Genomic DNA, 21,370 nt, shown 5'->3' with positions numbered 1-21,370 from the left:
CACATTGCCGGCGATGAGGATCGTTTCCTCGCCACCGCGATGCAGCTTGCTGCGCTTGAGGCGCGTCAGGGTCATGGCAAGCTGGCGCAAGAGCTCAGGAATCTGATCGATGCTGCCAAGGGTAGCGATACCGGAATCGTGAAGAACGGTCGGCCGCGAACTCGCCGGGCTCCTGAATGCGCGCTATCCCGCCTCGAGGCTGACCGACATGATCCTGCCGGATAGCCTTCGAGCGTGCTTGCAACGCGTGCTTGGCGAGCAGCGTCAGCAAGCCAGCTTGCGCACACACGGTCTGGCGCCCCGTCGCAAGCTTCTCCTGGTCGGTCCAACCGGGTCCGGCAAAACGATGACCGCGTCGGCATTGGCCGGCGAGCTCCATCTTCCCCTCTTCACGATCGTCCTCGATGGATTGATCACCAAGTTCATGGGCGAGACGGCTGGCAAGCTGCGGCTCGTATTCGATGCGATTCAGGCGACGCGTGGAGTATTTTTTGACGAGTTCGACCCCATCGGCGCGCGGCGAGGAGAACGCCACGATGTCGGGGAAATTCAGCGTGTGCTAAATTCGTTCCTACAGTTCCTTGAGCAAGATGACAGCCAAAGCCTAACCATCGTGGCCACGAACCATCCCGAACTGCTCGACAAAGCCTTGTTCCGCCGGTTCGACGACGTCATCGAATACACAGTCCCCGACCGGTCGCTCATCGAGGCGTTGCTTCGGGCTCGGCTCGATCGCTTCGATACCAGAGGGCTTGCGTGGAAGGAGGCGGTATCTCAGGCCGAGAGATTGTCACCGGCGGAGATCACCCGCGCGGCGGACGATGCAGCAAAAAACATCATATTGCGGGGCGGAAACGCATCACCTCGGAGGCCCTCATTGAGGCGCCGACGGAACGCCGGCAGACCTCACTGCCTGAGTAGCAACGCACAGGCTGGAATGGCAGACGACTTTCCGCGCGACCGTCCTCATATCCACCTCCGCAACAACGGTATCGGACCGAGCGCGCCAGGCGATCGAGCCGCACCACGGCTGGTGTCTCGCCGGCTCCAATCTCGCGTACCAGCAGGGTGTGCACGCGAAGCGCCGGAACCATGTTCCTGGACGATCAGGTCGCATCCGGCCGAGCGCAGCTCGATCTCCTGCGCTTCCGTGGCCTGTTCGTCGACACGCGCGCATAGCCGATCAGGCCCTGTTTGTGCTCGGACGTTTCATCGGTCGGGCCGAGGCCGGTCGCCGAGAAGCGCGAGCAGCGCCGGACTGATGTATAGATTTTCACGGCCGGCTTTCATCTCCTGCAGCAGGCCCTGCTCGGTGAGGGTCTTGAGATAGGCCGATGCCGCCTGTCGCTTTGCGCCGCACTGCCTTGCCAACTTGGCTACCCACAACCGCCAACCCGTCCCCAATGCCGGCGCCGAATGAAAAATCTGAGTGCCCGAATGATGCGGTGACTTGGTTGAGGCGGCAGCGTCTACAAACCCCACTCGCCCGCTTTGGCCTGGTGCCATTGATGAGGAATTGTGCGAAGCGCACCGGCCGAACCTGCCGCCCATATGGCTGAGCACGGCCTCGACCCGTTCTGCATCGATCGTCGGCGACCACTCAAAACCGGGCCGAATGATGCTGCCGACGATTATGACGCGTCCAAATGTTCGATCCCGAAATTCTTTGTCCTGGAGAACCAACGAAAGCAGCCGGCTTACCGAGGCTATGGGCCAAAATGTCTGGCGCTGACGTAAGCCCCCGTGTCTGCGCATATTCGGTTGCGCGTGGGATTGTGTTGCCAAGCGGTGCCACCAGAACCAGCTGACCAGCGACGGAGGCAGCACCATGAAAGGCGGCGCGTACCACTTCTGCCGGGTGAGGGCTTGCGGGAGGGAAGGGGACTGCCGTCCAACCTTCTCTGATGAGTGGGACCGTTCGGCCGTTTGGCTAAGGTGGATCTGGGTAGGCCGACTTCCAGCAACTCGTGAGTGATCGCCCAGCCGACTGGATCGCCCGAGCCGGCAACTTCTCCCTCCCCTTTCAGGGTATGACGATCCCCGCATCTTTATCTTACTTTAGCGTTGGACGACATCGGCTGGAGGCGTGGAGTTGGATGAACGCATAGGCACTAAGTGTGTGCAACCGAACCAAGTTGGCGCTAAGCAGCCGGATGGGACGGTATAGGACATCCAATTCAGGGGAGCGCCATTAAGCGACGTTATCTGCCCTTCAACGAATTCCATTGAGCTGGAAAAGGAGACGCAAGATGAACAACAGAGCACTAACCACCCTAGGCACAACGGCGTTGATGGCACTGACGCCCGGTCTGGCCTCCGCTCATACCGGCCTCGGCCACGTCGATGGCCTGGCCCACGGCTTTACCCATCCGCTGGGCGGGCTCGACCATGTCCTTGCCATGGTCATGGTCGGGCTGTTTGCAGCCCAGCTGGGGGGCCGCGCCCGCTGGCTGGTGCCGACGAGTTTCGTATCTGTGATGATTCTGGGCGGCGCACTTGGCCTGGCCGGTATTACCGTACCTTTCGTCGAGCTCGGCATCGGCCTGTCCATCGTCGTCCTCGGTGGCGTTGTCGCCTTCAACTTGCGGGCCGGAGTGGCGGTCGCCATGGCACTGGTCGGCTTCTTTGCGGTCTTCCATGGTTATGCCCACGGTGCCGAGATGCCGGAGAACGCCAGTGGCTTGGCTTATGGGCTGGGCTTTGTGCTGGCGACCGCGATGCTGCATGCGGCGGCCCTTGGCTTCGGCTTGCTGCTCGATGGCAAGAGCGGGACGAGGGGGGCGCTGCTTGTTCGTTCGCTCGGCGCAGTGGCAGCCGTCGCCGGTGTCGGCGTGGTGACCGGTCTCGTCTGAGACCGATGAAGCCATCTGCTGCTCCGCGAGCGCAGCAGCATGCATATGCCCAACAGCATGAGGTGCCTGGATGAGTACTTCAGCCCCCGTACATCAGACCCGCCCCGTGGGGTTCCCTCGGGGCGGGGCTGTCGCCGGCAGGAAAGCCGTATCGGTTCCGCTGCAGCAGGATCCTCACGCCGTTCGCGCGCCTGGGGAGAACGAGCTGCAGGCGGCGATCGGCCGGGAGGTGCGGGCTTGTCGCAAACGCCATGGCATGACGGCCAACGAGCTTGCGGGCGCCGCAAACATCTCGGTCGGCATGATGTCGAAGATCGAAAACGGCGTCATCTCGGCGTCGCTGACCACGCTGCAGGCGCTGTCCCAGGCGCTCGGCGTGCCGATGACCGCACTGCTGCGAAGCTTCGAGGAAGAGCGCAGCGCGGTGTTCGTCAAGGCGGGGAAGGCGTCGGGGTGGAACGGCGCGGCACGCGAGCGGGTCATCAGTACAACCTTCTCGGCTATATCGGATCCGGTTCCAGTACGGTGTCGGTCGAGCCTTACCTCATCACCTTGACCAGCGACACCGACACCTTCCCGCTGTTCCAGCACCCGGGGATGGAGTTTCTCTACCTGCTCGAAGGCGAGATCACCTACCGGCACGGAACAATGCTCTATCCCATGGCCCCCGGCGACAGCCTGTTTTTCGATGCCGACACCCCGCACGGCCCGGAGCGACTGGTCCAGCTGCCGATCCGCTTGCTGTCGATCATCTCCTATCCGCAGGGCGGAGAGGATTGACGTCGCAGACTGGCCAAAGACCGGAGCACCTCATCTCCCTTGGCTACCACTTCGGATATCGCTTGCTTCGCCTCGGTACAAAGACGGCATTTCGTCCATGTTCTGGAGAGCGATGTCGTTTACGTACTCCCACAACACGGACCCCAGGAGACAGCCTTCTGGGCAATTCGGACATGCATTAAGGTTCGGAGCGCATGGTCTTCGATCCGACTCCTCTCGGTAATTGCGCCGACAATGCAAACGATTGATCTCAGCAACGCGAAGTTAGTTGGATGCGCCCATCAGCACCGCCAAGGAAGCGCATCCGGTGCCGTACATCCGGCTGGGCATCCTTTTTTCATCAAAAATTTCCTTTCCTGAAATCCAGGCTCAAGATGGGATCACTCGCAAGATCCGCGCTTTCTAACAATACCGTCGGCCGTATCCTACCCGGACAGGTAGATATACAGGCCCGGCGCACATGGCATTATTGGGATGAACCAAGCGCCTACAAGCGCCTAACTGAGAACATGCGGAAGGACAGCCGACTATGCATCTGACCATACGAGAGGAGGAACGGATCCAACTGTGGGCGGCAGCCGAAATGGCGCGCCGTCGCTTGGATAAAGGAATCCGGTTGAACTACCCGGAAGCAATAGCGCTCATTTCGGACGAAATCTTGGAGCGCGCTCGCGAGGGCGCCATCCCGATGCTGACCGACATGATGGAATATGGCGCGACGATCCTCAAGCGCGAGCATGTGATGGAAGGGGTGCCGGATATGCTGACGATCCTGCAGGTCGAAGCGTTGTTCCCCGACGGCACCAAGCTCGTGACGGTAATGAATCCGGTTCGCGACTAAAGCGATCGAAGTCACTGAGTTCCCGCTCGTTTCCCCTAACTGCATTTCCTGGAGTAAAGCTATGACCGCCAAGTGGTCCCGACCCCCTTTGCCCAAATCCGTGGTAGCCGCCGAAGCATTCGATGTCGGCGAACCTACGAAGGCTGGATTGATCGAGTTTGCCGATGGCGACATCGAGATCAATGTCGGCCGCCGGACAGTCGAGCTGGTGATGGTCAATACTGGCGACCGCCCGGTCCAGATCGGCGCCCATTATCACATCGCCGAGTGCAATCGGGCGATGGCCTTCGACCGCGAGGCCGCCATCGGCATGCGCCTCGACATCGCAAGCGGGACGGCCGTGCGTTTTGAACCCGGCCAAAGCCGCAAGGTCCAACTGACGACCTATGTGGGACGCGAGGTGGCCTACGGCATGAACAACATGACCAACGGCTCAGTTCGCTCGGACATCATCAAGCAGCAAACCGTTCGGCGCCTTAGGGATCATGGCTTCTGCTTTGAGGGTGAGCGCTACGCTGTCAATACGCCGCCGGATGCGCGGTACGCTACGCGCTCCAAGAAAGAAGCGAACTAGGCCAAGTAGGACGGCACGGAGATCAATCATGAGCATAAAGCTGTCGAGACCCGAATATGCGGTCCAATATGGTCCGACCACCGGCGACAAGATTCATCTTGCCGATACGGGACTGGTTGCCGAGATCGAGCATGACTACACCACCTACGGAGATGAACTCGTCTTCGGCGGCGGCAAGACCATCCGAGACGGCATGGGGCAGGCCTCCAAATGGAAAGCCAGTGATGGCGCCCTTGATCTGGTGATCACCAATGCCGTGATCATCGATCCTATTCTCGGTGTCGTTAAGGGCGACATCGGTATCAAGGACGGGCTGATCGTCGGCGTCGGCAAGTCCGGCAATCCCGACACGATGAACATAACCCCGGGACTTATCGTCGCGCCCAACACCGACATCCTGTCGGTGGAAGGTATGATTGTCACGCCGGGCTTCATCGACATCCATCCGCACTTCGATTCCGTGCAGCAGCTCTATGAATACCAGGGCGCCGGATTCACCACCGTGATCGGCGGCGGCTCGGGCCCGAAGACGGTCGGAATCGAATGTCCTGGCGTCTTCAATCTTCACCGCATGCTCGAGGCGATGGCCGAGATTCCGCTCAACTTTGGCAATTTCGGCAAGGGCAACTCCGCCACCAAGGGCTCGCTCGCCGAGCAGGTGATCATCGGTGGCGCCACCGGCCTGAAGATCCACGAGGACTGGTCCTCGTCGCCGGCGGCAATCGAAGCTTGCATGGACCTCGCCGATGAGCTCGATTTCCAGGTCCAGGTTCATGCCGATACACTGAACGAGACCGGCTACTACGAAGACACGCTTGCTGCCATCAACGGCCGCGTGATGCACATCTACCACGCTGAGGGTGCTGGCGGCGGCAACGCCCCCGATATCATGCGCTGCGTAATGGAGCCGAACTGCCTGCCGAGTTCGACGAACCCGACCAATCCGTTCTCGATCAACACGTACGATGAAGAAATCGACATGTTGATCACCTGCCACAATCTGAACAAGCAAGTGCCGACCGACATGGCCTTCATCCAGGGCCGCGCGCGGGCGGAGACGATGCGGGCCGAGGACGTACTGCACGATCTTGGCGCCATCAGCATGATTGGCTCCGATAGCCAGGGTGTCGGCCGCGCCGCCGAAAGCGCGCAGCGCGCGTTCCAGCTTGCCGCCGTCAACAAAGTGCGCTTCGGGCGCTTACCGGAAGACGGCGTTGGCAACGACAATTTCCGCATTAAGCGTTATCTCGCGAAGGTTACCATCAATCCCGCCGTCACTTTCGGCGTCGACAGTTATGTCGGTTCGATCACACCCGGAAAGCTTGCGGATTTGGTGCTGTGGCGGCCGAAATTCTTCATCGCCAAGCCGGAAACCTCTGTGAAGGGCGGTTTCATCTCCCATGCCGTGATGGGCGACCCGGCCGGTTCTCTGATGACATGCCAGCCCCTGAAATACCGGCCGCAATACGGCTCGCTAGGCGCCAACCCGGCCCGCACTAGCTATTCCTTTGTCACCCAAGCGGCGATTGATGCGGGACTCGAGGGGCGCCTGCGCAGCCATCAGACACTGATGCCGGTGAAGCGCACGCGCACAATCTCCAAGCGCGATATGGTCCATAACAACCTCATGCCAAATATCGAGATCGATCCGGAAACCTACAATGTCTATGTCGATGGCAATCGAATTACCGTGAAGCCAGCGAAGACATTGCCCCTGACACAACTTTATTACTTCCGGTGATAGAATGAGCATCATCTCCAGCATCATTGGCCATGTTACCGATCTCAAGCATCCCAAGAAAATAGATATGCTTGAGCTTACGTCGGAAGAACGGGCCTCTCCGCATTTCGCTGTGACCACTCAGTTGGGGCGGCCGTTGCGGGTATCCCTGCCGCGCGGTGCCGAACTCCAGGACGGTGACGTTCTTTGCTTCGACGACGAGACGGCGGTCGTAGTCAAGGCCAAGGACGAGGACCTACTCTTCCTGAAACCCGGCGACGATAGCATTGCGTGGTGGGCGGCTTGTTATCAGCTTGGCAATTTCCACCGGCCAGCCCGTTTTCGCGAGGACGGCATTTTGACCCCCGACGATCCCCTAGCGGCACAGATGCTGCATCGTCTGGGCGTTGCCATCGAGCGTGTCCGCGCGCCTTTCGTCGGTCGCCGTTTTGGCGCCGCCGGTGCTCATCATCACCACGATCACGAAACGGATGCCCACGATGTGGCCCGGCACCACGACCATTAGGAACGAGGTGACAACCCCTCGACTTAATAGCAATGGCGGCGATCGCTTGCTTGCGCTCCTGCAGGTGACGAACGCCGCCTTCCCGACTGGAACGTTCACCCATTCCTACGGCTTCGAGACGTGGCTGCACGACAGCACGATCTGCAATGCCGCTGAAGCAGAAACCAAATGTGTCGACTGGTTGCGCTTCAATCTGGCCACGGGCGATGCCGCTGCGGTCGCGCTGGCTTATCGCAGCTGCTACCTGGACGACATGGGCGGCATCGCGGAAATCGACCGGCAAGTTGGCGCCATCAAACTGAGCCGGGAAGCACGAAATGCCTCCATCATGACCGGGACCGCCCTCATTGCCGCGGGCAAAGACATTTTTGACCTCGCGCAGATCGTCCGGCTCGCCGAGATGGTCGCTAGGCAGGAGTGCGACGGCCACCACGCGATCGCCTATGGCGCCCTTTCGACAGGTCTTGGCTTCACCGAGCAGGAAACCGTCACCAGCTTTCTCTGGGCGAGTTTCTCCAGCCTGGTCGGCGTGGTCCAGAGGCTGACCCCGCTTGGCCAGACCGAGGCGCAGCGGATCGTCGCTAATGTCGCGCCCCTCGTAGAACACTGTTCCGAAATCGCTCGAACCCGCGAGTTGCGCAAGCTGTCGTCGTCATTTGCGACGCTCGACATTGCCTCCATGCGCCATGAGCGGCTTCGAACTCGGCTTTGTATCTCTTAATGCGTGAAAGGATCAGTTCATGCGCAAACCAGTCCGCCTCGGCATTGCGGGGCCCGTCGGTTCGGGGAAGACCACGCTTCTCATCCAGCTCTGCCGAGAGATGGGGCGGCGGTATTCCATCGCGGTGATCACCAACGACATATTCACCCAGGAGGATGCAGAGATCGTTGCGCGTAGCGGCGCTATCGATCTGGACCGCATTGTCGGCGTGGAGACGGGAGGATGCCCGCATACGGCCATCCGTGAAGACGTTTCCATGAACCTCGTTGCCGTCAACAACCTGGTCAAGCGATTCCCCGACCTCGACCTGATCCTGATCGAAAGCGGCGGCGACAATCTCTCGGCCACATTCAGTCCGGAACTCGCCGACAGCCATATCTACGTGATTGATGTCGGCGAGGGCGAAAAAATCCCGCGCAAGGGCGGGCCTGGCATCACCCGTTCACCGCTCCTGCTAATCAATAAGATGGACATCGCGCCCTATGTCGACGCGGACCTATCGGTCATGGATCAGGACGCTCGCAAGATGCGCGGCACCAAGCCTTATTTTTTTACCAACATGAAGACCGGTGCCGGACTTGAGGCCGTAACCACCTGGATTGAGCACAGCGTCCTCATGTCTGTAGCAGCCTGAGGCCGTCACCATGCAGATCGTTTATCCCGACAGCAACTGGATCATCGGCAAGCATGCGCTGATGAATCTACATGTCATCAGGCGCAACGGCCGAACCGAGATCGACCCGAAGAGCTGGCGCATTCCCTACCAGTGGCAAGGATGCCACTATCAGGACAATGACGATCAGCCCTTTCTACTCACCATCAATAGCGGCGGCGGCTTTGTCGAAGGCGATTCGGCCGAACTCTACGCCACCATGGAGAAGGGCACGCGCGCGCTGATCACGACGACGGCGGCCAGCAAGTTCTACAAATGTCCGCAGGGCGCCACCTCGCGTGAGCAGATCCGCATCACCGTTGGTGCGGACGCGCTGCTCGAATACCATCCGGACGAGGCCATCCTGTTTGCGGGTTCGCGTGTGGAACGTCGCACGCGCATCGATCTCGATGCAACGTCGCGCTTGTTCGCAACCGACATGATCGCGGCCGGCCGCATCCACTACGGATCGGGCGAGGCCTTCAAATTTCACGCGCTGGAGTCCGAATTCGAAGTACGAATCGACGGTGAGGTCATGTTGCTTGACCGCCTGATCGCCGAAGGCGCTGAGGAGGCCGAAGCGCTCTGTCGATTGTGGGGAGGCGCGTCGCAGATGGCGACGGTCATCGCTGTGGGCAGCGATCTGCCGCCCGGGATTGAAAGCAAGATCGAGGCAGAACTCTCCGACTGTGAGGTCGGCTCGGCTGGCGCCACCCGCATCGGCAACACCGTCATCTGTCGAATTCTCGCTGCCGAAGCATGGGCCTGCCAGGAGGCGGTGTACAAATGCTGGAGCCTCGTGCGGCCCTATCTAGCCGGCAAGCCGGCTCGCCCCATCCGCAAATGTTGACTGGCATTTGCTGACCGCAGTTGTGCGAGGGGGCCAGGCGGCGAGCGTGAACTGGCAGCAACGCAGGGGTTTGACTGACCGGGCTCCCAGTAAAGCCAGAGGAAGTATTCGGTATCCGCTGCCGCCTTCCAATTGCTTTTTCAAGTTCCTTCCGGCGGGAAGCCACCTGGCAGCGAGCTCGAAATACCCTCCCTCTTCGGGTAATGGCAGACACTGCACCAGCGCCTTACACTTCCCTTAGGTCAATCCGCAAAGCTTTCATGCTTGGCTCATGGCCTACCACCAGAGGGAAAAAACAATGAAACTGGTTCCTACCCACCTCAAGAAAACTCTAGCTACGCTTGCATGCATTGTAGGGGTCCAGGCCTTTTGGGCCAGTGCGCCGGCTTGGGCTCAGGATGAGATCGTCCTTTGCACGGTAGACGATCTTTCGGGCGACTTCTCGATTATGTCGACGCCAAAGACTTACGGCTATCGTCTGGCCGTGAAGGAGATTAACGACGCCGGCGGCATCGAAGTCGATGGTGCAAAAAAGACGATTAAGTTGGTGTCCTATGACGGCCAGTCAGACGTGAAACGTTATCAGGAAATGGCCCAACGTTGCATTTTCGACGACGAGGCCAATGTCGTCATGGCCGGCTATACCGGCGCCGAGCGCGAAGCTGCGCGCAAGGAAGTCGTCCGCAACAAGGTAATCTTTTGGCACAACAATCAGGGCGAGGGCGGCATCGCCGACAAGTATTCGTTCTTCTCCGGCCCAACGCCAGAACAGCAGGTCCTTCCCGCGCTCAGGCATATGATCAAGGAGATGGGCCCTCGGATAACCTTCATCGGGGCGGACTACAATTTCTGCCGGGCCATCGGACAATGGGTTCGCGTTGCCGCAGGGCTCTATGGCGGCAAGATCGAGATGGAAGAATACTTTCCTTTCGGCGTCTCGCAATGGCAGTCGACGATCGACAAGATCAAAGGCATCAAGCCTGACTTCCAGGTGCACTGCCTAGTGGGTGCGGAGCAGGTGCAGTTTTATCCCCAGGCGCGCGCTGCCGGCCTTGTGACGCCGATGTGGTCCAATGTCACCATCTCCGATGGATACGAGCACAAGCGTTTCGCTCCGCCGTCGTTGGCCAACATGTATGTTCCGCCGGCCTATATCGAGGACGTTCCGGGTGACGCAAGCAAGGCGTTCGCCACCAAGATTCGCGCCATGTTCCCAGACGCCGTGTATGTGAACGAGCACGCTGCCTTCGGTTATGTTGCGGTCAAGGCGATGGCCGATGCGTGGAAGCGCGCCGGCACCACTGACACCGACGCCGTTATCAAGGCGTTGGAAGAAGACGTGTCCATTCCCGATGCGCCGGGCGGTCCCTGGACGTTGCGGGGCTCACAGCATCATGCCGCCATGCCGACCTACCTCTTCAAGGTCGATGATACCCATAAACTCCAACTCATCACTCCGCTGGGCGTGACCGAGCCGACCTTCCTCACAGATGTCGACGTCGACATGCGCAAGGATGGCCCTGGCCGGCAGTTTCTGCCGCCGGACAATCCGAAGTGGAAGGACTTTTTTCAGAAGGACTGAAGTCATCGTGTGTCGTGGCCTTGCGCCACGGCACGCTTCCTTGGTTGCCACACCGGTGCGGTAGCGTGGAGATCGCTATGGATATTCTCGGTCAGATTATCAGTTACATATACCAATACTTTGACAATCTCGGCTTTTTGCTGCTAACCGGCGTTGGCCTGATCATAATCTACGGCATGATGGGCGTCATCAATATGGCGCATGGGGAACTGATGATGATCGGCGCCTATGTCGCCGTCACCGCCTTCCACGCAGGCGCCCCCGCCCCGGTAGCGGTTGCCCTTGCCGGGCTCGGAGCGGGGCTCGCCGGTATCGTCATTGAGCGTCTCGTCATCCGCCATTTCTACAATCAGTTGCTTTCCTCCCTGGTCGTGACCTGGGGGGTCAGTCTGATCATCAGTCAGGGCACACTGCTGGTGCTCGGTCCTTCAATCATGAACATGCCGACGCCGCTTGGCAGCTTCAGCGTCGGTCCGTTCTCGTTCGGTGTCTATCGCGTTGTCATGTTTCTGGTGGCGGTCGGGCTCATCGCCGGCGTCTGGGCGATCTTCCGCTGGACCAAGCTGGGAACACAAGCGCAGGCTACCATGGAAAACCCCGCGATGGCCAACGCGCTCGGCATCGACACGCGGCGCGTCTATACGCTGACTTTCGGCCTTGGCTCTGCGCTTGGCGGCGTCGCAGGCGCGATGTTCGCCATGACCGCGACGATTTCGCCGTTTTTCGGCCAGAACTACACGCCCATGGCCTTTATCACAGTGGTGATCGGTGGGGGCGCCGCCCCAATCCTCGGTCTGGCCTATGCCGGTCTCTACCTGGCCAGCGTGCAAACGTTCGCCTCCAACGTCTTCAACGAATACATCGGCTATGTCTCGGTCATGGCCGCGGCCTTATTGGCTCTCCTCGTCATGCCATCCGGCATTTCCGACTTCATCGAGCGACGTCGCACGCGCGCGACGCAGAGGTGACCATGCAAACCCACTCCAATCGCTTTCTGCGTTCCCTGAGTTCGTTCAATGGCCAGCAGACTCTTGGCAACAGCCGGTTCTTCTGGGCCTGTTGGCTCCTGGTGGTGGCTCTTCTCGTGCTGCTGCCGTTCTTCGGATCGCGCTATCAAGTCATCACGGCCAGCAACTTCCTTATTTCATCGATCCTCGCTTTGAGCCTTTGCCTGATTTGGGGGTATTGCGGCATATTGAGCCTGGGCCAAGCAGCCTTCTACTGCATCGGGGGCTATGCGTACGGTATCGTCGCGATGAACCTCATCGATACCCATGGCAACACCGATCTTGCAATTGTGGCGGGAATCCTGGTGCCAGCTATCTTTGCTGTGCTGATCGGCGCGCTGATGTTCTACAGCCGCTTGAAGGGGGTCTATGTCGCTATCCTGATGCTGGTGACCTCATTGCTTTTCGGCCTCTTCATGCGCCAGACGGCGGACCCGAGTTACGTCGTCGGTGCTGCTTACCTTGGAGGCATGAATGGCCTAAGCCCAGCCACTGCGTCCGATCCCTCCCTTCCAAGCCTTATCCTTGGTTTCGGCAGTGCCGTGTTCGAGTTCGATGGCCGTGGTCGGGCCTTCTACTGGCTTGTGCTCGGCGTGGGTATCGCCGTGTATTTGGGTCTGCGCTGGATCGTGAATTCCAGCTTCGGCTATGTCCTCGTCGCTGTGCGCGAGGATCCGGAGAGGGCCGAGACCTTCGGCTATGACGTGCGGCTGGTGCAACTCGGCGTTTTCTGTCTTTCGGCGGCGATCGCTGGGCTCGCCGGCACACTCTATACGGCCTGGGGTACCTACATCCACCCGGACGGATTTAGTGTCGCGGCGAACATCCTAGTCGTCATTTGGGTGGCCGTGGGTGGGCGCAAGGACTTGACTTCGGTGATCGTCAGTACTGTCGCGCTCAACTGGATTTCAATCGAACTGTCGACATGGGGAGAGGTTTCCATGCTGGTGCTTGGCTGCATCCTGGTTACCGCCATGCTGGCAGCTCCCGAGGGAGTGTTCACGGGCGTCGGCCAGGCAATCGGCCGTCTGCTCAGCCGACGCCGGCCCGTGCCCCCCGCATCCGACAACGCGACTTCCCAGGTTTATGGTCTTCCAAAGATGGAGCGCACGCGATGAACGACCAGGCCTCAATCGGCGCGACGCCCGAAGCAGCGCAGCTTACGCCGACCCAATCGCCCATCCTTGAGGTGCGCGACGTGCACAAGGTGTTCGGTGGCGTGCGTGCCCTCAACGGGCTGTCGCTGGCAATCGCCGAGGGCGAGATCCATTGCGTTCTTGGGCCGAACGGTGCTGGCAAGAGCACGTTCTTCAAGATGCTCATGGGAACTGACAGACCAACATCGGGCCAGATATTCTACAGGGGGCACGACGTCACCCGCGTACCGGCTTTCCGCCGTGCCCGCCTTGGCCTGTCGGTGAAATTCCAGAACATCCGAGTCTTCGCCGACCTCACTGTCTTTCAGAACCTGTTCATCCCGTTGCGCCGCCACTATAGCGCCCGCCAGATTCCAGAACGAGTCGAAGCGCTTCTGGCACAGATCAGCCTCTCCGGGAACGAGCAGCGCCTCGCTCGCGAACTCTCTCACGGCCAGCAGCAGTGGCTGGCTATCGCCATGTCCATGGCGTTCGATCCGGAAATCCTGCTTCTCGACGAGCCGACAGCCGGAATGTCGGTGGAGGAGACCGATAAAACGGCCGCAATCATTCGCCAGCTCAACGTGCAGAAAGTCACCACCATCGTTATCGAGCACGATATGGGGTTCATTCGCGATCTCTGCGCCCGCACCAGCGTCTTGCATTATGGCAAGCTGTTTGCGCAGGGCAGCTTCGACGAGATCGCCTCTGATGCGGACGTGCGGCGCATTTACCTCGGCACCTTGTGAGGGAGACATCGAACATGCAGCTCCAGATTTCTGACCTCAGGTCCGGATATGGCACCGTCCGGATCATCAATGATGTGTCCGTGGACATCAAACCCGGTGAGATCGTCGCCGTCATTGGGCGCAACGGTGTCGGCAAGACTACCTTGATCAAGACGATCATGGGCGCCTTGCCGTCCATGTCCGGGTCAATTACTTATCGCGACAATGACATCACCAGCCTCAGTGCTGCCGGCCGGGCTCGATTGGGAATTGGCTATGTACCGCAAGGGCGGGGAATATTCACGCGTATGACCGTTGCCGCGAACCTGACGCTAGGTTCTGGTGTCGGTAACGCCGTAGCCCCCGACTGGAAGCGGGCCTTTTCATTCTTCCCGATACTTGAGAAGCGGCTGCCACAATTGGCTGGCTCGATGAGCGGAGGCGAGCAGCAGCAGCTTGCCATCGGTCGTATTCTGGCAGGGCGGCCAGAGATCATCTTGTTCGACGAACCATCCGAAGGCATTCAACCCAATATTGTCCAGGAAATTGGCGCGATTATTCGTCGCCTCAGGGACGAGGAAGGGCTAACAATCATGATCGTGGAGCAGAATCTCCAATTGATCCGCTCCGTCGCCGACTACTGCCTGGTCATGGACAAGGGCCAGATCGTCGCGCGAATCTCTCCCAACGAATTGGAGGATCCGGAAGTAGCGCAACGCTATCTCGCGATCTGAAGCGACAGCCAGCGACCAGCCGGTATAGGGTCAAGGTCAGATCAGACCAAGCCGAATGGCCATGGCAACAGCCTGAGACCGGTTCGCTGCGTCAAGCTTGGCAATCGCATTCTTGATGTGCAGTCTCACCGTTTCGAGCGATCTGCCAAGAATGATCGAGGTTTCGCTCGAAGTCTTGCCCGCTGATGCCCAACGAAGGCATTCTAGTTCACGCGGGGTTAGCTTATTCCAGCGAACGACGTCTATCTGGCTTTCGAACTTCAGGTCGAAGATGACCTTCGTAAAAAGGTGCATCAGACTGAAGAGAGGTTCACGGGTCTGATCAAGTAGCGAGTCCCATTCAACCTTTGTCCGGTCGATGATAGCGCTCATGACGGCAAAACGCCCGAACGGCAGGTGGGCCGGAACCGTAATGCCGCGCGACAGTCCGAAATCCCCCAAGTAAGCACAGGCTTCCCGCTGTATGGATGCAAGTTGTTCGCTAGCCTGCACCTGTACCCAATCGATGGGCAACGTCCCATCGAAGCAGGCCCGATAATAGGGGTCGATTTTCATGAACCGTTCCCAGCCGTCCTCAAACCCCTTTGGGAAATTCCGCACATTGAGTTTGAGGGGTAACCAGTCACCACTCGGTAATTGTGGTCGCACTGGCTGATAGGCGTACAATACTTGAGTAAATCCAAGTTCTCCAGTAATCTCCATCAATATATCGAGCGCTTCGCTGAAACTCGCAGACGCCTCTATTCTACTTTTGGCATTCTTAGGCAGTCTCGCTACGTCACCTTGGAACATTTCGACAGCTTCCGATTGAATGAGCACCTGTCCGCAAAAGAATGTAGAATAAGAGTGTAGTAGAAAATTCACCTGGCACAACGCAAAAATGACTGGGTATTCTGCCAATTGCGGCATTTCAGTTGGCGTTGGCCTCACCGCAGGGATAGGTTTGCGCCCCTGATGGCTGCGTTGCGGCACCCTTGCGGCAGCAAGTACCCCACCTTACCACAAACCACGCAACTCTTGGTCAAAAGGGCCGAGGCTCCAGATCGTTTCCATCGAGCGGTGGTTTTCCATGGTGAACGTCCTGTTCTGCCCTCGATTGGTCATGTCCCGTGCGCCCGCGCTAGGGGGGGAAGCGCGGGCGCTAGGCTCGCGGGCTGCCTGGACGGGGATCTGGGCTAGATTTGAGCTTGGGCCGACCATTAGTAACTTCTAACGTAACGTCAAGCAACTAAAGCGGGCAAGGCGCGTGGTGCATTCAACCAGATATAGCGGTCGGACCGGCTATCCTAAAGCGATTCCTGTTCAAGGTGCAGTTCGGGGCCATGTCACCGGAGCAAATCGATACGGCATTCCAGCGGTTCTTCGGATGCAGCGCTCCGTTGACCCTGCGCCGGCGCCAGAAGGGGGTGTTCATTCCGAACCCCGAGGTGCTTCGTCTGCCCCTGCGGGTCAGTTGTTCACCACCTCAGCCACTTGGAGAAAGGCGAAGGGAGGGTAGCGGTCCAGCTTCTTGGCTACCTCCATGTTCACGACATAGGCGAAGTCCGTTGCCCGCACGATCGGAAGGTCCCCGGGTGTCGCACCGTCGCGCAGGATCTTGAGCGCCTGTTCTGAGCGAGACGCCCGACGTCTTCCAGCCGGGCCGCAATGGAAAGCATCGCGTGGTGCTCGCGCACCAGCGGCTCGTATGGGCTGACTATGGCGATGCCGTGCTCAACCGCCGTCTTTGTGAACAGCTCCCCATTGGCGTTCAGGAACGAGCTTGAGCCGACGTAAAGCCACCGTACTCCCTGCTCGCGCAACTCGGCCATGCGCTCGGCAATCCGGGCGATGTCCGGTACACCGACATTGCCGGGGTCAATTTCGAGTGCGACCAGCTCGACGCCGAGCGTAGGCGCGATCTTCTTAAGCTCCGCCGCCTTGATCGCCGAATTGAACGCTGAGTATTCGCATGGAGAAGGCCAACGCCAACGCCCGCATCGTCGCCGAATTCCTGGCCGAGCATCCAAAGGTCGCAAGAGTGGCCTATCTGCCGTTCCTCGGCGAAGGCACCCCGGCTGCAAATGTCTTCAAGACGCAATGCACAGGAGCCGGATCGACGTTCTCGTTCGACATTGTCGGTGGTCAGGCCGCAGCGTTTGCCTTTCTCAATGCCTTGCAGATATTCAAGCTTGCTGTCAGCCTCGGCGGCACGGAATCGCTGGCGAGCCACTCGGCTGCGATGACCCATTCGGGTGTGCCCAAAGTTGTCCGGGAACGGATCGGCGTTCTTGAATCGACAATAAGGCTGTCGATCGGTGTCGAGCATCCCGACGACCTTGTTGCCGATCTCACCCAGGCGTTAGCTGTCGCCTGAGGGTGTTGTCAGAGCATCGATGGCGCCGTAGGGGAGGACCAGAGATGAAGGTCAACCATTACAAGGACCTTGAGTGAAGGCCGCCGGCAATTCGCGTCACTCAGCAACCTTCGATCGCCTTCGCCATCGTCCACGCCGGTGAACTCCCACGTCGCGCGAGAGACGGTCGAGCTTGGCCACGGGGATCGGACATTTCTCCGGCGCGCTGTCGCCGGCGCAGCGGCAAGCTGAGGGCTTCGATCGGCGGACGGATGGGATGGCGCGCTACCAGGTTCCGCCTGGCGGCGCTCGGCGATGACGCCATCACCGAAGCGCTCGGCGAAGGTTCGTCGTCGACAAAGCGGGACGTCGCAGATTATTTTGTAGGCTGGTTGGGGAGGGGGAAATGTCTGCAAGCCAAGCTGATCTCGAGGTGCGCCACCAGGATGCCAACCACGCACTGTTCATGGTCCTGATGGAGTGCGCCCGAATTGTTGCTGACATTGCAACGGCGAGGGACAGCCAATCCGTGGCTCTGACAGTCGCCTCGAACATTCGTGATTGCGGGAAATCCAAACTAGCGAACAGGGAAATAGCTGATCTGGCCTTCAGGCTTGCGACAGCAGTGCGCCCCTTAGCCACTGACGACCCCGCCCATCAGATGAAGCGGATACTCGAACAGCTCATGCTTGCCGATCGATGGGAAGCGCAGCTTCGTGGGCGCCAATAGCCTCGTGCATTGCATCCACGCGAACTGGCGAAACATTGAGGGATGCAATGGTGCACATGTATCGTGAGAAAACGATGCAGCTTGCGGCAACGGCCTGGATGTAAACTGAGACACTACCGAAAATTGTGGTCCGACCAAGGGCGCTAGGCGGGCAGTTTTTGGGACGGCTTCAAGTAAGCCAATAGATCGTCGCCGCAGCCGCAATCACTGCGATCAGCCATACCGCGACAAACCATTTCGTGGCTCGCGGCCCGCCATAGTCTGGCGATTTGTCGTAGCCGGTCATGACGTTGAACCTATATCGCTGCCCAACAGTGCTGCAAGGGCTGTCGCTCCGATCACTGCTATCTGCACGAGCTTCTCCGCGACCGCGCGCTGGCCGGCATTCCGGCGAGTATCGCCAAACATGACGATAGCTCAAGGAATCCGGCAACTGGCTTGAGCCGTGTGCTATGAGGCTACAAACTGTATCCATAGTTCTGATGTGGGGGCACGTCGTGCGAGATTCGACGGCGTTGGGCATCTGTGCTTCTCTACAACCGGGATTTGCCAATACAGGCATTCGCGGGTGGGGAAGATAGTTGAATTCGGCAGAAGGCCGCAACGGCGACGCCGCCATCTGGCCGGTCATCGCCGCGGTCGGGGTGCGCCCGTCTGGCTGCCGCTGGCAGTGCTGGTTGCGGGGGCTGGCGCGCTCTATGTCGGGACTAGCGAATTCAACCTCAGTCCTTTTGCCCCCGCTGCCGAGACCATTCATGGGCGAGCTACTGTCGTTGATGGCGATACGATCGAGGTTGCCGGACAACGGGTCCGCTTCAACGGCATTGATGCACCCGAGTCGTCGCAGCAGTGCGAGGACTCAAAGGGCTTTCGCTATCAATGCGGCTCAAGGGCTGCCGAAGCTCTCGATGAGTTCTTGGCCCAATCTCGGCCGATCCGATGCGAGTTTGCCGAATGGGATCAGTACGGGCGATTTGTCGGCGACTGCTTTCGCTCTGACGGTCTGAATGTGGCCGCCTGGCTGGTTGAGAACGGTCATGCGCTCGACTGGCCAAAGTATAGCGGAGGCGCATACGCCGGGCAGCAGGTGTCGGCGCGCGCGGCGAAGCGCGGAATCTGGTCAGGGTCGTTTCAGGAGCCTTGGGCGTGGCGCGGAGAGCACCAGCCCGCCGAGCAGTCAATCAGCTCGCCGCCGTTCAGTGTCTGGAGCAGCGATTGCAACATCAAGGGAAACATCAGCGACAAGGGTGAGCGGATCTATCACGTCCCCGGACAGGCCTATTACGACGAGACCAGGATTTCGACAGGGAAGGGGGAGCGCTGGTTCTGCTCCGAGCAGGAGGCGCGGAACGCAGGCTGGCGAAGGGCGAGACGCTGAATTACAGCGCCGTGTCCTGTGCGGTCCACCGAGGAAAACATTGATGGAGGACATATGTTGGCACCTGACGTAAGCATCAAGGACATTTGGAACATCCTGAACGACAACAAATCCTATGCGGAAACCATTCTGAATTCTTTGGATCACTGCATCCGGGAGCATGGGAACGCGCGAGTCAGAATTGGGAGGGACGGCAACGGAAAGTACCCATCGTACAGAGTGGTCTATGACATACACGCTTCGGACGGCACGAAAACAGAATGCGTCTTCAATTCGTATATCGACAGCGGAAAGCCTTTCCCGAAAGATTTTGCGTTCGTCGTGCCGGGAGATTGGAGCACGTTTCATACAACCACGGCTCAGCTGGAGGAACTGCTGGCAGTCGAAATCCAAAAACGGCGGAACAGAGCTCTTGGAAAAAAAACCTAGGTCTTGGCGGGCAAAACAGGGCGGAGGAGACTTGAATGGTCAAGTCGAAAGCAACGGGACATCATGGATCGTGGTTCGCGCTCGTGGATGGCGAAAAGCTACCGTGCGTACACAAGCACTGGTGGGTAGGGCAGAGTTATAATGACCCGCAGGTCCGACCCGGATCGCCCAAATCCGATGAACTGGTAGCGGCTATCCTTGATAAGAAGCGAGTAATTCTGACCAACGACGATCCGTACGCCGCTGATCGGGGAACCGGTTTTACTAGAACTGGGTACATTGCCGAGTACGCCGTCGATGACGTTGAGTTTGACGCTGCGGGTCTGCGTTTCCGCTTTGTGGCTCGCCTGAAGGACCTCCATTAACTTGGGATGCAGCGTCGCTGGCTTACATTGCTATTTTTGGGTCGATGATGGATCTCGCAGCCAAACCCTATCCTGGTGCCAGCGCAACCCCTGCAGAGATAGTCAAGCTCGCCGATGAATATCATGCGGCAGCGGAGACGCTCATGTCGAAAGGCAGGTCTCGCGAGCCGATTTCCCGTGCCCCAGCGCGATTGTGCGCGATCCATGCCATTGAACTCTACCTGAACGCCTTTCTATTGGCTCGAGGGACGCCTCCCGAAAGAGTTCGTGCGCATTTTCATAACTTGGCAGATCGCGCCACGTTGGCCGTTGATGGTGGACTTATCTTGCGCAAATTGACGCTCGCCCACCTGATCAAGATGACCGATGATCGCGAATATTTGATCTCTCGCTATGGACCCGAGATGTCCGGGACGCTTTCAGAAAGCAACCGGCTTGTGGCGACGCTCAACGAAGTGGCAAAGAAAGTGAAGTCTCGCCTTCTGGTAGGCCGTCATGATTGAATTGGCGCACACAAACCGCCGCCGGCTACAGGGGTCGCCTTGCCGGCGCCGATGCTCATCGATCAGCCGAGAGCGGCCGTCGCGGGATCCCGGCGGGGAGCCAATTCCGTCTGGCTCAGGGGCGGCATGCCTGATTCCGTTTAAACGCAGCCGCCCCGTCTATTTACCGCAAGTGTCCCTGAACCTCAGGCGGCTTGCAGGTGCCGTTCAGCGTCGCGTGCGGCGATTTTGGCAAGCGGTGCGAGGATCGAACTTTCGCCCTTTAGAGCGATATCACCCAACGAGATGAGGCCCGTCATCCGCTTCTGCCGGTTGAGCACTGGAAGGTGATGCACCTGGTGCTCCTGCATTTGTCCAAGCGCCTGCTCCAGGGTCTGGTCCTCGAAACAGAAGAATATGCCGGGCGACATCACAGCGCGGCACGTCAACGCATCGAGGCGTTCGCCGGCGGCCACGCCGCGGCAAGTGATGTCGCGATCTGTGATCATGCCAACGAGCCGATCGTTCTCGCCGATCGGCACGCAACCGATACCTTCGTCACGCATGACGCGCGCGACTTCCTGTATCGGAGTATCGGGGGAGTACCAACGCACTTCGCCTGTCATCGCTTCCTTTACCAGCATGGTAGCCTCCATGTGGCCTGGTCCCATCGGGATCGCGGACGGATGCAGCACAAAAGACAGGACCGAGCAATGGCATTGCTAGCGGACCCGCCCGCGACGTCCCGGACATCACTATGCACCCGGACGATGCGGTCTGACCAGACTATTCAGGCGCGTGGGATCCGAAACGCGGCATGCGTTTAAATGAATCAGGCATGCCGCCCCAAACTTTTTTGTCGCATCGTTTTTCCAAAACCGTTCCGGAAAGCCGGACCGGACGCGAAACCTTCGTGGTAAACATCCGGGAGTGAGTGGTCGAACCACG

General features: G+C 59.2%; 21 protein-coding genes and 5 pseudogenes. 22 read left to right on the top strand and 4 right to left on the bottom strand.

The annotated features are described in order from the left end of the window. Positions 1-208: 208 nt before the first annotated feature. Positions 209-619: pseudogene (locus tag ACSQ3E_RS29255) on the top strand (AAA family ATPase); the annotation flags it as partial. 370 nt (positions 620-989) lie between these two features. On the opposite strand, the pseudogene ACSQ3E_RS29250 reads toward ACSQ3E_RS29255, so the two are convergent. Both ACSQ3E_RS29250 and ACSQ3E_RS29245 read right to left on the bottom strand, forming a co-directional pair. Beyond that, a pseudogene (locus ACSQ3E_RS29250) lies at positions 990-1,187 on the bottom strand (recombinase family protein); the annotation flags it as partial. A 22-nt stretch (positions 1,188-1,209) separates the two neighbouring features. Further along, positions 1,210-1,683, bottom strand: coding sequence for a hypothetical protein (locus ACSQ3E_RS29245; protein WP_436125319.1), 474 nt, complete (start codon positions 1,681-1,683; stop codon positions 1,210-1,212). 566 nt (positions 1,684-2,249) lie between these two features. On the opposite strand from ACSQ3E_RS29245, the gene ACSQ3E_RS29240 reads away from it, so the two are divergent. From ACSQ3E_RS29240 to ACSQ3E_RS29170, 15 genes and pseudogenes are all read left to right on the top strand, one after another. Next, positions 2,250-2,852, top strand: coding sequence for a HupE/UreJ family protein (locus ACSQ3E_RS29240; RefSeq protein ID WP_436125318.1), 603 nt, complete (start codon positions 2,250-2,252; stop codon positions 2,850-2,852). Between the two features lie 70 nt (positions 2,853-2,922). Beyond that, positions 2,923-3,632 (top strand): annotated as a pseudogene (locus ACSQ3E_RS29235) (helix-turn-helix domain-containing protein). A gap of 268 nt (positions 3,633-3,900) precedes the next feature. Further along, positions 3,901-4,038, top strand: a complete 138-nt coding sequence (locus ACSQ3E_RS29230) for a hypothetical protein (RefSeq protein ID WP_436125317.1) — start codon at positions 3,901-3,903, stop codon at positions 4,036-4,038. 123 nt (positions 4,039-4,161) lie between these two features. Next, on the top strand, positions 4,162-4,473 hold the full coding sequence (locus ACSQ3E_RS29225) for an urease subunit gamma (protein ID WP_436125316.1): 312 nt from the start codon (positions 4,162-4,164) through the stop codon (positions 4,471-4,473). A 148-nt stretch (positions 4,474-4,621) separates the two neighbouring features. Next, a pseudogene (locus ACSQ3E_RS29220) lies at positions 4,622-4,912 on the top strand (urease subunit beta); the annotation flags it as partial. 163 nt (positions 4,913-5,075) lie between these two features. Next, positions 5,076-6,788 carry an urease subunit alpha gene (gene ureC / locus ACSQ3E_RS29215; RefSeq protein WP_436125315.1) on the top strand — a complete coding sequence of 571 codons (1,713 nt, stop codon included), beginning with the start codon at positions 5,076-5,078 and terminating at the stop codon, positions 6,786-6,788. 4 nt (positions 6,789-6,792) lie between these two features. Continuing rightward, positions 6,793-7,293, top strand: coding sequence for an urease accessory protein UreE (locus ACSQ3E_RS29210; RefSeq protein WP_436125314.1), 501 nt, complete (start codon positions 6,793-6,795; stop codon positions 7,291-7,293). Then, positions 7,229-8,014, top strand: coding sequence for an urease accessory protein UreF (locus ACSQ3E_RS29205; RefSeq protein WP_436125313.1), 786 nt, complete (start codon positions 7,229-7,231; stop codon positions 8,012-8,014). The genes ACSQ3E_RS29210 and ACSQ3E_RS29205 overlap by 65 nt, the downstream gene beginning before the upstream one ends. 19 nt (positions 8,015-8,033) lie before the next feature. Next, entirely contained in the window at positions 8,034-8,648 is a 615-nt protein-coding gene (ureG, locus tag ACSQ3E_RS29200) for an urease accessory protein UreG (RefSeq protein WP_436125312.1), read from the top strand. 10 nt (positions 8,649-8,658) lie between these two features. After that, on the top strand, positions 8,659-9,516 hold the full coding sequence (locus ACSQ3E_RS29195; protein ID WP_436125311.1) for an urease accessory protein UreD: 858 nt from the start codon (positions 8,659-8,661) through the stop codon (positions 9,514-9,516). Positions 9,517-9,814: 298 nt separating this feature from the next. Further along, the gene (locus ACSQ3E_RS29190) at positions 9,815-11,098 is read left to right on the top strand and encodes an ABC transporter substrate-binding protein (RefSeq protein ID WP_436125310.1); all 1,284 of its coding nucleotides are present in this window, start codon (positions 9,815-9,817) and stop codon (positions 11,096-11,098) included. A 77-nt stretch (positions 11,099-11,175) separates the two neighbouring features. Then, complete coding sequence (locus ACSQ3E_RS29185; RefSeq protein ID WP_436125309.1) at positions 11,176-12,066, top strand: ABC transporter permease subunit; 891 nt, start codon at positions 11,176-11,178, stop codon at positions 12,064-12,066. Between the two features lie 2 nt (positions 12,067-12,068). After that, a complete protein-coding gene (locus ACSQ3E_RS29180; protein WP_436125308.1) occupies positions 12,069-13,223 on the top strand; it encodes a branched-chain amino acid ABC transporter permease in 1,155 nt (384 codons plus the stop codon). Next, on the top strand, positions 13,220-13,990 hold the full coding sequence (locus ACSQ3E_RS29175; protein WP_436125307.1) for an ABC transporter ATP-binding protein: 771 nt from the start codon (positions 13,220-13,222) through the stop codon (positions 13,988-13,990). Before ACSQ3E_RS29180 ends, ACSQ3E_RS29175 begins: the two co-directional genes overlap by 4 nt. 14 nt (positions 13,991-14,004) lie before the next feature. After that, on the top strand, positions 14,005-14,703 hold the full coding sequence (locus ACSQ3E_RS29170; protein WP_436125306.1) for an ABC transporter ATP-binding protein: 699 nt from the start codon (positions 14,005-14,007) through the stop codon (positions 14,701-14,703). A 36-nt stretch (positions 14,704-14,739) separates the two neighbouring features. On the opposite strand, the gene ACSQ3E_RS29165 is transcribed toward ACSQ3E_RS29170, so the two are convergent. Next, positions 14,740-15,603: a helix-turn-helix transcriptional regulator gene (locus tag ACSQ3E_RS29165; RefSeq protein ID WP_436125305.1), complete on the bottom strand. Its 864-nt coding sequence runs from the start codon at positions 15,601-15,603 to the stop codon at positions 14,740-14,742. A 1,036-nt stretch (positions 15,604-16,639) separates the two neighbouring features. On the opposite strand from ACSQ3E_RS29165, the pseudogene ACSQ3E_RS29160 reads away from it, so the two are divergent. The 6 genes and pseudogenes from ACSQ3E_RS29160 to ACSQ3E_RS29135 all read left to right on the top strand — a co-directional run. Beyond that, a pseudogene (locus ACSQ3E_RS29160) lies at positions 16,640-17,059 on the top strand (PLP-dependent transferase); the annotation flags it as partial. A gap of 385 nt (positions 17,060-17,444) precedes the next feature. Next, entirely contained in the window at positions 17,445-17,768 is a 324-nt protein-coding gene (locus tag ACSQ3E_RS29155; RefSeq protein WP_436125304.1) for a hypothetical protein, read from the top strand. Positions 17,769-18,336: 568 nt separating this feature from the next. Then, complete coding sequence (locus ACSQ3E_RS29150) at positions 18,337-19,146, top strand: thermonuclease family protein (RefSeq protein WP_436125303.1); 810 nt, start codon at positions 18,337-18,339, stop codon at positions 19,144-19,146. 54 nt (positions 19,147-19,200) lie between these two features. Further along, positions 19,201-19,575 (top strand): hypothetical protein, encoded by a 375-nt coding sequence (locus tag ACSQ3E_RS29145; RefSeq protein ID WP_436125302.1) that lies wholly within the window; start codon positions 19,201-19,203, stop codon positions 19,573-19,575. A gap of 35 nt (positions 19,576-19,610) precedes the next feature. Further along, entirely contained in the window at positions 19,611-19,940 is a 330-nt protein-coding gene (locus tag ACSQ3E_RS29140; protein ID WP_436125301.1) for a hypothetical protein, read from the top strand. 44 nt (positions 19,941-19,984) lie between these two features. After that, positions 19,985-20,443, top strand: coding sequence for a hypothetical protein (locus tag ACSQ3E_RS29135; RefSeq protein WP_436125300.1), 459 nt, complete (start codon positions 19,985-19,987; stop codon positions 20,441-20,443). 185 nt (positions 20,444-20,628) lie between these two features. On the opposite strand, the gene ACSQ3E_RS29130 is transcribed toward ACSQ3E_RS29135, so the two are convergent. Then, entirely contained in the window at positions 20,629-21,066 is a 438-nt protein-coding gene (locus ACSQ3E_RS29130) for a CBS domain-containing protein (protein ID WP_436125299.1), read from the bottom strand. Positions 21,067-21,370: the final 304 nt, after the last annotated feature.

Origin of the sequence: Aminobacter sp. LjRoot7 (genome assembly GCF_964252895.1) — a bacterium.
Classification (GTDB): Bacteria; Pseudomonadota; Alphaproteobacteria; order Rhizobiales; family Rhizobiaceae; genus Aminobacter; species Aminobacter aminovorans_B.
Note: the sequence above shows the minus strand (reverse complement) of the source record. Positions and strands in the feature narration are given on the sequence as shown.

Coding starts and splice junctions, on each gene's coding strand:
- ACSQ3E_RS29240 (WP_436125318.1), top strand. CDS start 2,250: ATGAACAACAGAGCACTAACCACCCTAGGCACAACGGCGTTGATGGCA.
- ACSQ3E_RS29225 (WP_436125316.1), top strand. CDS start 4,162: ATGCATCTGACCATACGAGAGGAGGAACGGATCCAACTGTGGGCGGCA.
- ureC (WP_436125315.1), top strand. CDS start 5,076: ATGAGCATAAAGCTGTCGAGACCCGAATATGCGGTCCAATATGGTCCG.
- ACSQ3E_RS29210 (WP_436125314.1), top strand. CDS start 6,793: ATGAGCATCATCTCCAGCATCATTGGCCATGTTACCGATCTCAAGCAT.
- ureG (WP_436125312.1), top strand. CDS start 8,034: ATGCGCAAACCAGTCCGCCTCGGCATTGCGGGGCCCGTCGGTTCGGGG.
- ACSQ3E_RS29195 (WP_436125311.1), top strand. CDS start 8,659: ATGCAGATCGTTTATCCCGACAGCAACTGGATCATCGGCAAGCATGCG.
- ACSQ3E_RS29190 (WP_436125310.1), top strand. CDS start 9,815: ATGAAACTGGTTCCTACCCACCTCAAGAAAACTCTAGCTACGCTTGCA.
- ACSQ3E_RS29185 (WP_436125309.1), top strand. CDS start 11,176: ATGGATATTCTCGGTCAGATTATCAGTTACATATACCAATACTTTGAC.
- ACSQ3E_RS29180 (WP_436125308.1), top strand. CDS start 12,069: ATGCAAACCCACTCCAATCGCTTTCTGCGTTCCCTGAGTTCGTTCAAT.
- ACSQ3E_RS29175 (WP_436125307.1), top strand. CDS start 13,220: ATGAACGACCAGGCCTCAATCGGCGCGACGCCCGAAGCAGCGCAGCTT.
- ACSQ3E_RS29170 (WP_436125306.1), top strand. CDS start 14,005: ATGCAGCTCCAGATTTCTGACCTCAGGTCCGGATATGGCACCGTCCGG.
- ACSQ3E_RS29155 (WP_436125304.1), top strand. CDS start 17,445: ATGTCTGCAAGCCAAGCTGATCTCGAGGTGCGCCACCAGGATGCCAAC.
- ACSQ3E_RS29145 (WP_436125302.1), top strand. CDS start 19,201: ATGTTGGCACCTGACGTAAGCATCAAGGACATTTGGAACATCCTGAAC.
- ACSQ3E_RS29140 (WP_436125301.1), top strand. CDS start 19,611: ATGGTCAAGTCGAAAGCAACGGGACATCATGGATCGTGGTTCGCGCTC.
- ACSQ3E_RS29135 (WP_436125300.1), top strand. CDS start 19,985: ATGATGGATCTCGCAGCCAAACCCTATCCTGGTGCCAGCGCAACCCCT.
- ACSQ3E_RS29130 (WP_436125299.1), bottom strand. CDS start 21,066: ATGCTGGTAAAGGAAGCGATGACAGGCGAAGTGCGTTGGTACTCCCCC.